Raw genomic sequence first — 12,737 nt, 5'->3', positions numbered from 1 at the left:
TATTCGGCATCCGACGACGTCATACGTGCAGGGCCGCGCCGCCGTCCACGTACAGGTCGTGCATCGTGACGTGACCGGCCTGGTCCGACACGAGATACGCGACCGCTTCGGCCACGTCCCGCGGCTGGGCCAGCTTTCGAAGCGGAATACCGACGCGGTACGCGGCCGGCGAGCCCTCGACCACCTGCCGCGGATCACCGGCCTCGCCGAGCATCGCGCGCAGCATGGGTGTGTCGGTCGAGCCCGGCGAGACGACGTTGCACCGGATGCCGTAGTCGGAGAGCTCCAGCCCCAGACATCGGGTGAACTGGGCCGACGCGGCCTTCGAGGCGGCGTACGCGGCCATCTCCGTGCGCGGCACGCCGGCGGCGTTGGATGCGATCGTCACGATCGCACCCCGTCGGCGGCCGATCATTCGGCGGGCCACCGCCCGGGACAGGTGGAACACCCCGCCCGCGTTGATCGAGAAGGTCTCGCTCCACTGCTGGTCCGACAGCTCGACCACCCTGCCGGTGTGCAGGACGCCGGCCGCGTTGACCAGGACGCCGATGGGCCCGAGCTCGTCCTCGACGCGCCCCACGAGCGCGTCCACGGCCTCGCTGTCGCGCACGTCGACGAGGTAGCCGCGGACCGAATCACCCTCCGCCTCGATCTTGGTCAAAACGGTGTCGAGCGCCTCGGCGTTGCGGTCGACGGCCGCGACGTGCGCCCCCGCGCCCGCCAGGAGGCCCGCCACGGCGGCACCGATGCCCTGCGCCGCACCGGTGACCAGTGCGACCGTCGACTCGATTCCGGTCAGTTCCATCATGCGCTCCCGCTGGTCGTAGTTGCCTGCTCGGCGTCGTACCCGAAGAGCCATTCATGCCGGTCCAGACCGGATGCGGTCTGGGCGGAGGTGTCGCGGCGATGCCGCGCTTGCCCGTTGACGAGGTGGAATGTCTCCGCGTTGGCACGGGACTGTTGCTGGATCCGCGTCGTCCGGGGAAGGCGGATACCTTCGTAGCGGCGCAAGGCCGCGCTCAGGTCGCCCGGGCGCGCGTCGGCCAGACACGCCGCGAGCACCACGGCATCCTCGATCGCCTGGTTCGCGCCCTGCGCCTGGATCGGCGCCATCGGATGCGCGGCGTCGCCGATGACGGCCACCCGTCCCGAGCTGAGCCGCTCGATGCTCTCCCGATCGTGCAGCGCCGACCTGCTGATTGTCTCCGCCGCGTCGATCACCCGTGTCACGTCCGGATGCCAGCCCGCGTACGCCGCGGCGAGCGGGGCGACGTCGCCCCGCGCCGACCACGACTCCTCTCGCCTGTCCGAGGCGGGCATGGTCGCCTCGAAGCTCACCTGCCGACCCGACGACACCGGGTAGCACACGAGGTGTTGGTCCGGTCCGAGCCACGACTGCACCCGGATCTCGGTGAGCAGAAAGCGCACCCGCTCGACCGGCACCAGTCCCCGGTAGACCGTCTGCCCGGAGTGGCGCGGCCGATCGGCCACGATCTGCTCACGTGCGATCGAATGAATGCCGTCGGCCCCCACGACCAGGTCCGCCGCGACCGTCGGACCGTCAGACAGGTGCAGCCGCGCCTCGTCGGCGCTCTGCGTCACGGCGGCAAGGCGGGCGCCGAGGTGCACCCGGTCAGGCGGCACGACGGAGAGCAGGCTGGTAAGCAGGTCCGCGCGGCGCATGGTGTAGTAGGGCGCCCCGAAGCGGCTGCGGCACAGACTACCCAGCGGGGTGCGTTGCAGCCGCCTGCCGTCGTCCCAGCGGCGCATCTCGATCGCCTGCGGCGCGACCGCAACGCCGCGCAGGCGATCGCGCAGGCCGAGCTGATGCAGCAGCCGGGTGGCATTGGGCGCCACCTGCACTCCCGCGCCCACCTCGGTCAGGTGCTCCGCCTGCTCGTAGACGTGGCAGTCGATTCCGGCCCGGCGAAGGGCGGCGGCCAGGGCAAGGCCGGCGATTCCGGCCCCGGCCACAGCCACCCGTATCTGAGGCATGTCGTTCCCGTCAGTAGTAGAGGAGCGCTTGTCCCAGTCCTCGTCGTGCCTGAACAGGCTGCACGGCTTGACCACCTCAGGCATGCTCGTCAGCGCCTCACGTGGGATCAGGGTCCCTGGCGTCGTGGGTCGTTCACCGCTACTGATCCAGCTCCCGGGACGGACCCGCAGTACCGACGTCGGCCGCCAGCCCCAGCAGGTCACCGGCCCTACGGCCGCCCGCCCAGACGACCGCGGACGACCCACGCCGGGGCGCCGCGGCGATACGCAGGGCGGCGTGACGAGCGCGGTCGAGAGTCCGCGCAGAAGTACCGCCGCTTTTCTGGACCAGCACATTCACAGCCATGTTCACCGCCCTCGTTGAGCCGGTAATGCCGTCGACGGTAATGGCGATGCATTTGCCCGACCACTACCCGCTCGAGTAGTGGTGCTGCATTCATCTGTTCACGCCATACCGGCCGCACGTTACCGGGAATACGGGATCGTGGCGTCACGTCATGTGCTACGCCTTTCGCCGCCGCAGTATCGAGAGGGGTGATCTGATCTCATGCGAAGGGGAGCAATATGGACGGGACGCATTCGAGCATGGCCGGGCCCCCGGATGCTCTGGCCGGCCTCGGCGAGGACGGGCGCGCCTTCGCCCTGCTGTATCGGCCCGACCCGGCCAGAGACGCGCGCGTGGAGGTCCTGACCGGCGACGTCCACGACGTGGGCAGCCTCGCCGAGCTGCCCCTACCCGGCGACCCGGCGAGTGGCGCCCGGCACGACCTGCTTGTGGCGGTCCCGTACCGGCAGGTCACCGAACGTGGGTTCGACTGCCACGACGACCATGCGCCCCTGCTTGCCATGCGGATCCACGAGCAAGCCGAACTCAGCCTCGATCAGGCCCTGGCTGGCCTGCCCGAGCAGAAGGTGCGCGTGTCCGACGCCGGATTCGACGCCAGCGACGAGGACTACGCGGCGATCGTCAAGCGCGTGGTGGGTGATGAGATCGGACAGGGCGCCGGATCCAACTTCGTCATCAGGCGATCCTTCGCCGCGCGGCTGGACGACTGTTCGGCCCGCACGGAGCTGGCGATCTTTCGGCGGCTGCTGACCGGGGAGCTGGGTTCGTACTGGACGTTCCTGTTCCACACCGGCGCGGGGACATTCATCGGCGCATCGCCGGAGCGGCACGTCAGCATGGCAGGCGGCACCATCTCGATGAACCCCATCAGCGGGACCTACCGGCACCCCTCGACCGGGCCGGAAATTTCCGGTTTACTGCAGTTTCTGAATGACCCGAAAGAGGCCAACGAACTGTATATGGTCGTCGACGAAGAACTGAAAATGATGGCGCGTATGTGCACCTCCGGCGGTCGGGTGCACGGCCCGTTTCTCAAAGAGATGGCACGCCTCACTCACTCTGAGTATACCTTGACCGGTCAGAGCGACCTCGACGTACGCGACGTGCTGCGGGAGACCCTGCTCGCGCCGACCGTCACCGGCAGTCCGCTCGAGAACGCCTTCCGGGTCATCACCCGACATGAGACGACCGGGCGCGGATACTACGGCGGCGTTCTCGCACTGATTGGCCGTGACGCGATGGGCAGCCGCACGCTCGACTCAGCGATCATGATCCGCACCGCCGAGGTCGGCAACAACGGCAAGCTGCGCCTGGGCGTCGGCGCCACCCTGGTCCGTGACTCCAAGCCCGAGTCCGAGATCGCCGAGACGCAGGCCAAGGCCGCGGGCATGCTCGAAGCGCTCGGCCTCACGCTCGACGGCGACGGCGCCGCGGGCGAGCCCGCTGTCACGGGGGCGCACCCGTCGCCGTCCACCCATCCCCGGGTACGGCTGGCGTTGCAGAGCCGCAACTCCACGCTGTCGCGATTCTGGCTCGACGGGGCACACCGGACGAGCCCGGAACCGGAGTTGGACGGTCGGCGCGTCCTGGTCGTCGACAACGAGGACACCTTCATGGGAATGCTCGGCCATCAGCTGCGATCCCTCGGCCTCCGGACCACGATCACCCGATACGACAGTCCGCTGCAACTGGAGGGCTACGACCTCGTCATCGTCGGTCCCGGCCCCGGCGACCCCAGCGACATGACAGACCCGCGCATGAACACGCTCCGCACGCTCACCCGTGACCTGCTCGCCGGCGCGGTCCCGTTCCTGTCCATCTGCCTGGGCCACCAGGTCCTCGCCGCCGAGTTGGGCCTCGACCTCGTACGGCGCACGGTGCCCAACCAGGGCGTCCAGATGCGCGTCGACCTGTTTGGCCGGTCCGAACTCGTGGGCTTCTACAACACCTACACCGCCCGTTCCGCACACGGCGTCATCTCACGAGGGAAGGGCAAGCCCGTGCAGGTGAGCCGAACCCCGGAGACGGGCGAGGTGCACGCCCTGCGCGGCGCGGGATTCCGGTCCGTGCAGTTCCATCTCGAATCCATCCTCACCCAGCACGGCCCGCAGATCCTCAGCGACCTACTCGTCTCGCTACTCAAGGAAGCGCAGAGCGCCGCCGCCGCTGATACACGTGTCGGCGCGCGTCACCACTAGGCGGTCATGCGATGCCCCGGCCGGTCCGGCAACGCCGGGCGATGCGTCCGGCACCGTCGGGCTATCCACATCAACCGTCTTGCCAGTGCTTCATCTGCTCCACCAAGGCACATCACCCCAGCCACCGCACAGGGGGCAGCTCGCCCTCGTCACCCAAGGTGTCAGGCTGCCCTCGGTTCCGGTCATGCGAGGACAGCCCGCCGACCCTCGGGCCGGCACGTCAGTGAGCGTGGCTGCCGCCTGCGAAGGGAGTACTCACACCGTCGTAGACGAGCCGCAGCATCATGCCCTGCTCCTGATGCGGCAGGTTGTGGCAGTGGTTCATCCAGACACCCGGGTTGTTGGCGCGGAACGCCACCTCCCAGACCTCTCCCGGCCGCACATCGAAGGTGTCCACCCACAGTGGGCTTCCGGAGGAACGCTCTCCGTCCCTGGAGAGAACCAGCACGGAATGGCCGTGCAGGTGCCAAGGGTGAGTCTCGAGGCTCCGGTTGACCACCGTGAAGCGGACGACGTCCCCCTCGGCGACGAGCTGGTCGGGGACCGAAGGATGCCCGCGACCGTCGACGGTCTGGGCGAAGGTCGGGCGGCCGTCGACCATGGCCAGGGAGCGGTCCAGGACGAGCGTGAAATGCCGATCGGCGTTGTCGGTGTCGAACGGTACGACCGCAGGCTCGCCGTAGTGCAGCAAGTCGAGCTCGGGCCAGTCGGAGGTCTCCGGCCGGGCCGGATCGTTCCCGGCGTAGCCGGTCGGGCGCAGCAGCAAGCCCTTGGCGTAGCCGTTGTCGAGCACGAGTGCCACCGGCGTCTCCGGCATGGTCAGGACCGCGTCGTACCGCCCGCCGGCGGGTATGCGGAGCCCGACCTCACGCAGCTCGCCCGGCCGGTGCAGATCGCGGCCGTCAACTGCCACCACCCGGAACGGCGTGTCGGTCAGCGCGAACCAGTGCGGATCCGAGTCGGTGTTGATCATTCGCAGTCGCACCAGCGCGCCCGGACGGGCGGTGTGGACGGTGCGATCGGCCTGGTCCCCGATAACCGCGACGTCGTCGAAGGTGTGCACGGGCAGCGTCAGGTCCAGCTCTTCCGCCGGCTGTCCCCCTCGCGGACTCACAACGAGGGTCCCGTACAGCCCCTTGCGCACTCCGGGGTGCGATACCTGGTGCGTGTGATACCAGTACGTTCCCACCTGATCGGCCTGGAACCGGTAGACGAACTCGCCGCCCGGTTTCACCGCGTGCTGTGTGGCGCCCGGCGCACCGTCCTCGCCGCACGGCACGTCGTACCCGTGCCAATGCACGGTGACACCGTCGTCGATGTCGGTGTTGCGAAGCGTCACCTCGATGAGATCACCTTCGGTCGCGGTGATCGCCGTGCCGGGCAGCCGGCCATCGTAGGTCCACGCGTGGACCTCGCCTCCCGACGCGAGGCTCACGTTGGCGGTCCTGGCGGTGAGTGTGTGCCGCCGGGTGGCGCCGCCCGGCACCGGGACGCGGGGCCCTCGCAGATCAGCCACCGAGACCGTCGCGGTGGACCCGGAGGCAGGTGCTGGGCCTCCCCCGGTGACCACGCCCTCGGGATCCCGGAACAGCAGACCGACACCGGTGGCCCCTGATCCGACCGCGACCGCCCCGCCGGCCACGCCGAGGAACCTGCGGCGGGAGAGCTCCGTGGGACGTCGCGGTCCCGGCACTCGGCTGCTGTCCGGGGAACTGGCGTCGGTCTGCTCTCCGGTCGGTGTCGTGATCACCCGCATGGTCAGGAGTGCGCCCGCGCAGACCAACGAGACGGCGATCAGCGCGGTGCTCCAGGTGAGGGGAAAGCCCGCGAAGAACGTCACCATCACGCCGGCCAGCGCGGCGTATCCCGCCGTGAGCAGCGCGACGAGGCCGCCGGCGGGCAGACTCTCGCCGGGGGTCCGGTGCGCCGTACGCAACCAGGGCCCGGTGAAAAGCACGGCGGCCAGCCCCGCGGCGCCCAGCATGGGAAGGCCCAGCAGCACCTTCTCCTGCACGAACCACCAGCCCCGGCCGGACAGCGCCGCCACGGTGGCCACCCGGGCGAGCGTTACCAGGACCGCTCCGACGAGCAGGCCGAACGCGAGCCGATAGCGCCGGAGGGCCGCCGTGACACCGGCCGCGAGCCAGGAGGCGACACCCAGCAGCGCTACGACGTAGTCGAAAAGGATCCAGTGGAGCGTACTCATGATACCGATCGCACCGAGCCAGCAGCCGTGGTGGCGGGCGTCGTCGCTTTGCGGCCTCCCACCTTCTGCATGATCGTGTGGAGCACGGCCATCATGATCAGCCCGTTGACCGCGTGCAGGCCGAACACGAACTGTCCGGCGGTCGTAGTGCTTCCCGAGTCCCCGAATGCCTTCGAGATGACCACGATCACGGGCTGCAGGATGCCGAGGCCGGCGACCAGGGCGGTGAGGCCGATGATCTGACCGGGCATCCGTCCCACCGCGGCGACCACCGCCAACACCACGGCGAGGAAAACCGTGCCCATCCCCAGCATGCGGTGGGGCCGGAATGCCTCGTCATTGGGCGCGCTGTTGAACGCACCGTTGCCGGCCAGGAAGAACAGCACGAAAATCGCGAACATTAACAACGCCGCCAGCCCGACGAACGCTTTACGCATGGGAGTCCCTTCAGGTGGGTTGAGCCGCAGGGGTGTTCGGGTCTGTCTTGCCGGTCAGGCGGTGCGGCGGGAGCGGGCGACAGCCGGCACGCCGACGACCAAACCGGCCAGCCCCATCGAGGATCCCTTCGGCTGCCGAACAGACGTACCTGCGTCAGCGTAGGCACCGAAGGGGTCACTGGTCGTCATGCGGAAGGAGACAATTGATCTACTGCCGGGGCGGTACGCACCCCGGGGCACTGCTGCATTCGCAGCAGCCACATACCACCGCCGCAGCATCGCGACCCGACTTGCATTCGGCCTCCCGACCGGTCAGCGGTGCACGGGACTCACTAGGCCGGATTCGTAGGCGAAGACCACGAGCTGGGCGCGGTCGCGAGCCCGGAGCTTCGTCATAGCCCGATTGACATGGGTCTTCGCGGTCAGTGGGCTGATCACCATATGGTCGGCGATCTCATCGTTGGACAGGCCCCGCGCCGCCAGGACGACGGCCTCGCGTTCGCGGTTGGTCAGCTCCTCCATCCCCGGGCTGACCTCCGCGCCGGGCGGCTGTGCGACGTACCGGCTGATCAGCATTCTGGTGATCGACGGTGCGAGCAGGGCGTCACCCCGCGCGGCGACGCGAACGGCGTGCAGGAGGTCGTCCGGCACGATGTCCTTGACCAGGAACCCGGCGGCACCGCTGCGCAGCGCTTTGAAGACGTATTCATCCGAGCCGTAGTTGGTCAGAATGACCACTCGCACCCCGGCCAGGTCCGGGTCCGCGACGATCTGCTTGGTCGCCTCGATGCCGTCCATGACCGGCATCTGGATGTCGATCAGGGCGAGGTCGGGCAGGCACTCCCTGGCGAGGGCCAGCCCCTCCCTGCCGTTGGCGCCCTCGGCCACCACCTCGATGTCGTCTTCGGCGTCGAGAAGCGCGCGGAAGCCGCTGCGAAGGAGCGGCTGGTCGTCGACCAACAGGACACGGATCATGAAATTCGCGCCACCGGGAGTTCGGCCTGGACGGTGAATCCGCCCTCGGTACGCGGTTCCGCGCGCAGGCTGCCACCCAGGGCAGTGACGCGTTCGCGCATCCCCAGCAGCCCGACTCCGTGCACCGGGGCAGAGCTGGGCTTGGCCGTTCCGTCGTCATCGATCCGGATGGCGATGGCGTCTGGAAGGTAGTCGATCCGGATCGACGCGCTTGCAGCGGCGGCGTGGCGGGCGGTGTTGGTGAGCGACTCCTGGACGATCCGGTAAACGGTCCGGTCCACCGCGTCCGGCACGTCCTGCCGTTCTCCTTCGATCGTCAGCGTCGTGCTCAGGCCGATCCCATGGGCCCCCGCCAGCAGTTCCGGAAGGTGATCGAGCCCATGTGACGGCGACTTGCTGGCGTCGCGCAGCGTCTCCAGGGTCGCCCGCAGCTCCCGGGTAGCCTCACGGCCGGCCTCCTGGATGGCCAGCAGGGACTCCGATACCTGTTCGCCACGCTTGCGGGCCAGGTGGACCGCGACTTCGGCCTGCACCTTGATGATCGAGATCTGGTGGGTGAGCGAATCGTGCAGCTCCCGTGCGATGTGCAGCCGTTCCTGGGTCGCACGCAGCCGCGCGGTTTCCTCGCGGGTGCGCTCGGCCTCGTCCGCCCGCCGCTCGGCCTGCCGCAGCGCCTCACCCGCGGCAGCCGCAGCGATCAGCCAGGCCAATTCGAGGACACCGCGGGCCTGTGCGACCGGTTCCTTCGCAGCACCCTCGGGGGAGGCCATGATCGCGAGCGGAAGAACGGTCATCACAATCACGCTCACCACCAGCGTGTCGATCCGGTGCCCAGACCGTACGGCGGCGTACACCGCGATCAGGTACGCGACGGCGGGCACCGCGAAACCGATCGCGTTGTAGCCCACCACGCACAGCCCCGTGAGAATCAGGACGGGAATCGGAGCCCGGTTGATGGCCGCCAGCGCCAGGCCGCTCGTCACCACGAGCGCGTAGCCGAGCAGTTTGAGGCCCGTGGTGGAGTGTTCCCCCGCCAACGCGGTGATCAGCAGCGCTGCCGCCACGCCAACCGCGATGATCCAACTCTTGATCCGGTTCCAGACATCGGAGAGTCCAGTCCTCATGAGCGCACTGTAGCCGAGCACACCGGCTTCGCGTCGACCGCAAACCGCACCGCTGCCGCCGTGGCAAATGACGTGTCCACCGTGGACGTGGGCAGGCCCGTTGCCGTCGCCGACCGTCGCGTGTGGTCGTGGTCCGTACGACGGTCAGCCGCCGCGTGACGACTAGCCTCACGGGATGCGCCGCCCTACGGGGTATCGATCCCCTGGTCAGGTGGCGCCCCGCTCATCCCGCTGTGGTGGCTTCGCGGGTCCACAGCGGCGTTCGTGGACATCCGAGAGCAGAGTCCCGATGGGATGGTCCGTCTTCGGGTGAGGCCATTTGACAATGCAAGGCAAAGGGATCTCGGTCATCCGGAAGGGACCTGAATCGGCAGTCGAGCTATCCCGAGTGGCGTGACGCGATCACCCCCTGCATCCCAATCTCGCACTAATTCCTTGAGAACGCGTCAGTTCAAGCGCGGGAACTCTGACCTATTCCATTCCGGACGCGCGCATCGACCCGAAGGCAATGCGATTTCGGTACCAGCGCATCCGCGGTCTGCACGGCTCAACGTCGAGTCGGCATAGCCTGACAGTAATCTCACCGCGTCGTCCTGCACACTACTCACGCGAGTAGTGCACGCTGATACACGTATTTGCGCCGTCCCACCGCAGATCCCGTATAACTGAGTTAGCTCTTCCGACATCAGGTGCTCGACTGTCCGGTCGGACAGTCGAGGCACCGCGATGACGGCCATGCCCCGGACACGCGTCGGACGATTCTCCAGAGAGACACGGAGCGGTAAGCATGAGTTCACTGGTAGGGCGTGAGCACGCACTGTCCTCGTTGGGTAGCCGTCTGGACGCCACCCTGCGGGGGTCGAGCAGTTGCGTCATCGTCGACGGGCCGTTCGGTGTCGGCAAGACCCACCTGCTGAAGGCCACGGCCCTGGAGGCGGCCGAGCGCGGCCTGACCGTGGTCGCCGGCCGAGTGAGCGTCACCGATCAGCCGATCCCCGTACATCTGCTCATCAACTTCCTGCGTCACGTGATACCGGGTGAAGTCGACTTCGATGAGCTGGCCCGCCCGGACAGGAACCCCTTCTGGTTGATGGATCGTGTCGGCGAACTGGTCAAGAGCGCCGCGCGCAGACATCCCGTGGCAATCGTCCTGGACGATGCCCAGCGGCTCGACGACGTCAGCGCCCTGGCCCTGCGGGGGCTCGTGCAGTCGCTGGCCGCGTCACCGGTGCTGTGGCTGCTCGCACGCCGACCGGTTCCCATCCGGTCCCTCGCCCAGCACGCCGTCGACTGGCTGGTCGAGCACGTCGCGGTGCGGCTTCACCTGGGGCCCCTGGACGGCGCGGCGGTAACCGAGTTCTGCACCGGCATCCTCGGCGCCAAACCGGACGCATCCATGCTCAGCTGGGCGGCCCGCTGCGGAGGCAACCCGTGGCTGATGGAGAACGTCTTCAGCGCGCTCACCAAAGCGGGACAGATGATCATCGCGGACGGCGCGGCTTCGGTGGTGTCCGACCGTCTGCCCAAAGGCGTTTTCACCGCTGTCGCCAGCCTGCTGGACGAGATGTCGCCCGAGGTTCGGCGACTGCTGGTCAACGGCCGGAGGATCGGCCAGACGTTTACGGTCGAGGAGGTGGCGACCTTGCTCGGCGAGCCGGCTCACGAGCTGTCCTGCGGCGCCGACGAGGCCGTACAGGTCGGCCTGATGCGACGCGATGGCACAAAGCTGACGTTCGCGCAGCAGGTGATCGGAGAGGCGCTGCAGTACGCCCCGTTCCAGGAACGGGAGCCCGGCACCGTGTCCACTCCCGCGGCCACCCCTTCCCCACCCAACGTCGCGAAAGCCCATTCCGTGTGGCTGGTGCCACTCCCCCCGGTCGTGACGCCCTCCGCTCCGCCGCTGCCACGGGAGCGAGGACGTGGCGACGACATGGCGGCTCGGGCCATCGCCCAGCTGGAGCGAACATTTGACGAAGCGCCACGAACGCTGGCACGTGCCCTGCGCCTGCTTGCCACGGCGGGAAAGTGCGCCGAAGCCTGCCGCCTCGCGGACGTGGCCCTTCGCCCTGGTATCGAGGCGGCGACCGAAGCGCACCTCGTACTCGAGCTGGGGCAGGGACTGCGGGACGCCGCCAGCCACGGTATGACGGTCGAGCTTCTTCAGCGAACCCTGGCCCGACAGGACGTCTGTGAGCTGGATCGGGCCAAATTGAATCGGGCGCTCGAGGACACCACGAACCGCATGAGCGACGTGCCCGGCGGCGTCACAGCACCGTGGCGCACGCAGCCCCCGGCCCCGTACTCCCGCGACACCACTGAGCGCCCGCTCTGGACGTGGCTGGTCCGGGCCCTCCTCGCGGCCGATCAGTTCGAAGAGGCGACATCCGTCCTCGCCACCGTCGAGCAGGACGCGGACAATCTCGGAGCGGCCTGGTCGGAGTCCCTGTGGCACGGCCACCGCGCCGAACTCCTGGTTGCGGCAGGTCGACTCGAGGAAGCCCGGCTCGAGGCCGAGGCCGCGCTTCGTCCGGCCGAGCGGTCGGCGTCGGCAGACTCCGTACCCGCGCGCCTCGTGCTGGCCCACATCAGCATGCATCAGGGTGATCTCGCCACCGCCAGTACCCAGCTGCGCATGACCGAACGGTTGATGACCGGTGACGCGACAGCCGACAAGGCTCGGCTGAACTGGGCGTTCGCGCAGTTCCACGCGGTCAGTGGGCGTCCAGCGATGGCAGTCCAGACCCTGATCAACAGCGAGGGGCACGTCGTACCCGACCCCCTGCTCTTCATCGAAGCTCCGACGGCTGCGGCGACGCTCATCCTTCAGGCCAAGCGGGCGGGCCTCGGCTCGGAGGCCGAACGGGCGGCCGAGTTCGCCCGGCGGATCGCCCAGCGCAACCCGGTGGTGCAGTCGCTGGCGGGGGGCGCCGAGCACGCCGAGGGCGTCCTGCGCAACGACCCGGTCGCTCTGCACCGCGCCGCGGATATTCACCGATTAGCCGGACGTCCGCTGGCGGCGGCGACCGCGCTCGAGGACGCGGCGCGGGTGGAGCAGAGCCTGCGGGACAAGGCCCGAGCGGCCCGGCTACTCGCCTCCGCCGTGGATCTCTATCTGGAATGCGGCGCGCAGGGTGACGTGGACCGGGTGCGGGAAAAACTGCGTCATCTCGACGCGCACAATGTCCGTCGGCTGGATGCCGAGCGGCCCAAGTCGGGCTGGGAAAGTCTGACGAGCGCAGAGCTTCGCGTCATCCGGGCGATCATCGACGGCAGGACCAACAGGGAGGCGGCGAGCGCACTGTTCCTGTCGCCGCACACCGTCGACAGCCATCTCCGGCGGGTGTTCTCGAAGCTAAAGATCAACAGCCGCGTCGAACTGACCAGGCATTTCATCGCCCACGAGGCCGTTTCACCCAGGGTCTCGACACAGCGATCAGGTGGTACCCGGTAGGGCCA

At 68.6% G+C, this 12,737-nt stretch carries 8 protein-coding genes; 2 read left to right on the top strand and 6 right to left on the bottom strand.

What is annotated here, in order from left to right:
- Positions 1 to 19: 19 nt before the first annotated feature.
- A complete protein-coding gene (locus AC5L30_RS10140; protein ID WP_357571289.1) occupies positions 20 to 805 on the bottom strand; it encodes a 2,3-dihydro-2,3-dihydroxybenzoate dehydrogenase in 786 nt (261 codons plus the stop codon).
- Positions 805 to 1,995, bottom strand: a complete 1,191-nt coding sequence (locus AC5L30_RS10135) for an FAD-dependent monooxygenase (RefSeq protein ID WP_494867185.1) — start codon at positions 1,993 to 1,995, stop codon at positions 805 to 807. The genes AC5L30_RS10140 and AC5L30_RS10135 overlap by 1 nt, the downstream gene beginning before the upstream one ends.
- 564 nt (positions 1,996 to 2,559) lie before the next feature.
- Between AC5L30_RS10135 and AC5L30_RS10130 the strand changes: the two genes are divergently transcribed.
- Positions 2,560 to 4,539 carry an anthranilate synthase family protein gene (locus AC5L30_RS10130; protein WP_494866705.1) on the top strand — a complete coding sequence of 660 codons (1,980 nt, stop codon included), beginning with the start codon at positions 2,560 to 2,562 and terminating at the stop codon, positions 4,537 to 4,539.
- A gap of 220 nt (positions 4,540 to 4,759) precedes the next feature.
- Here the strand turns inward: AC5L30_RS10130 and AC5L30_RS10125 are convergent, their stop codons facing one another.
- The 4 genes from AC5L30_RS10125 to AC5L30_RS10110 form a co-directional block, all read right to left on the bottom strand.
- Positions 4,760 to 6,745 (bottom strand): multicopper oxidase family protein, encoded by a 1,986-nt coding sequence (locus AC5L30_RS10125; protein ID WP_494866703.1) that lies wholly within the window; start codon positions 6,743 to 6,745, stop codon positions 4,760 to 4,762.
- Positions 6,742 to 7,182 carry a DUF6220 domain-containing protein gene (locus AC5L30_RS10120; protein WP_494866702.1) on the bottom strand — a complete coding sequence of 147 codons (441 nt, stop codon included), beginning with the start codon at positions 7,180 to 7,182 and terminating at the stop codon, positions 6,742 to 6,744. The genes AC5L30_RS10125 and AC5L30_RS10120 overlap by 4 nt, the downstream gene beginning before the upstream one ends.
- A 312-nt stretch (positions 7,183 to 7,494) precedes the next feature.
- Positions 7,495 to 8,157 (bottom strand): response regulator, encoded by a 663-nt coding sequence (locus tag AC5L30_RS10115; protein WP_494866701.1) that lies wholly within the window; start codon positions 8,155 to 8,157, stop codon positions 7,495 to 7,497.
- Positions 8,154 to 9,302, bottom strand: a complete 1,149-nt coding sequence (locus AC5L30_RS10110; protein ID WP_494866700.1) for a sensor histidine kinase — start codon at positions 9,300 to 9,302, stop codon at positions 8,154 to 8,156. Before AC5L30_RS10110 ends, AC5L30_RS10115 begins: the two co-directional genes overlap by 4 nt.
- Positions 9,303 to 10,068: 766 nt before the next feature.
- Between AC5L30_RS10110 and AC5L30_RS10105 the strand changes: the two genes are divergently transcribed.
- Positions 10,069 to 12,732 (top strand): helix-turn-helix transcriptional regulator, encoded by a 2,664-nt coding sequence (locus tag AC5L30_RS10105; RefSeq protein WP_494866698.1) that lies wholly within the window; start codon positions 10,069 to 10,071, stop codon positions 12,730 to 12,732.
- The last annotated feature ends 5 nt before the right edge of the window (positions 12,733 to 12,737 follow it).

This window comes from Micromonospora sp. BQ32, assembly GCF_059358895.1.
The sequence above is the reverse complement of the archived record's forward strand: the minus strand, read 5'-3'. Positions and strand labels throughout refer to the sequence as shown.

What these genes read in the sequence shown, in the direction of transcription:
- AC5L30_RS10130 (WP_494866705.1), top strand. Translation starts at nt 2,560, where the DNA reads ATGGACGGGACGCATTCGAGCATGGCCGGGCCCCCGGATGCTCTGGCC.
- AC5L30_RS10120 (WP_494866702.1), bottom strand. Translation starts at nt 7,182, where the DNA reads ATGCGTAAAGCGTTCGTCGGGCTGGCGGCGTTGTTAATGTTCGCGATT.
- AC5L30_RS10125 (WP_494866703.1), bottom strand. Translation starts at nt 6,745, where the DNA reads ATGAGTACGCTCCACTGGATCCTTTTCGACTACGTCGTAGCGCTGCTG.
- AC5L30_RS10115 (WP_494866701.1), bottom strand. Translation starts at nt 8,157, where the DNA reads ATGATCCGTGTCCTGTTGGTCGACGACCAGCCGCTCCTTCGCAGCGGC.
- AC5L30_RS10105 (WP_494866698.1), top strand. Translation starts at nt 10,069, where the DNA reads ATGAGTTCACTGGTAGGGCGTGAGCACGCACTGTCCTCGTTGGGTAGC.
- AC5L30_RS10140 (WP_357571289.1), bottom strand. Translation starts at nt 805, where the DNA reads ATGGAACTGACCGGAATCGAGTCGACGGTCGCACTGGTCACCGGTGCG.
- AC5L30_RS10135 (WP_494867185.1), bottom strand. Translation starts at nt 1,995, where the DNA reads ATGCCTCAGATACGGGTGGCTGTGGCCGGGGCCGGAATCGCCGGCCTT.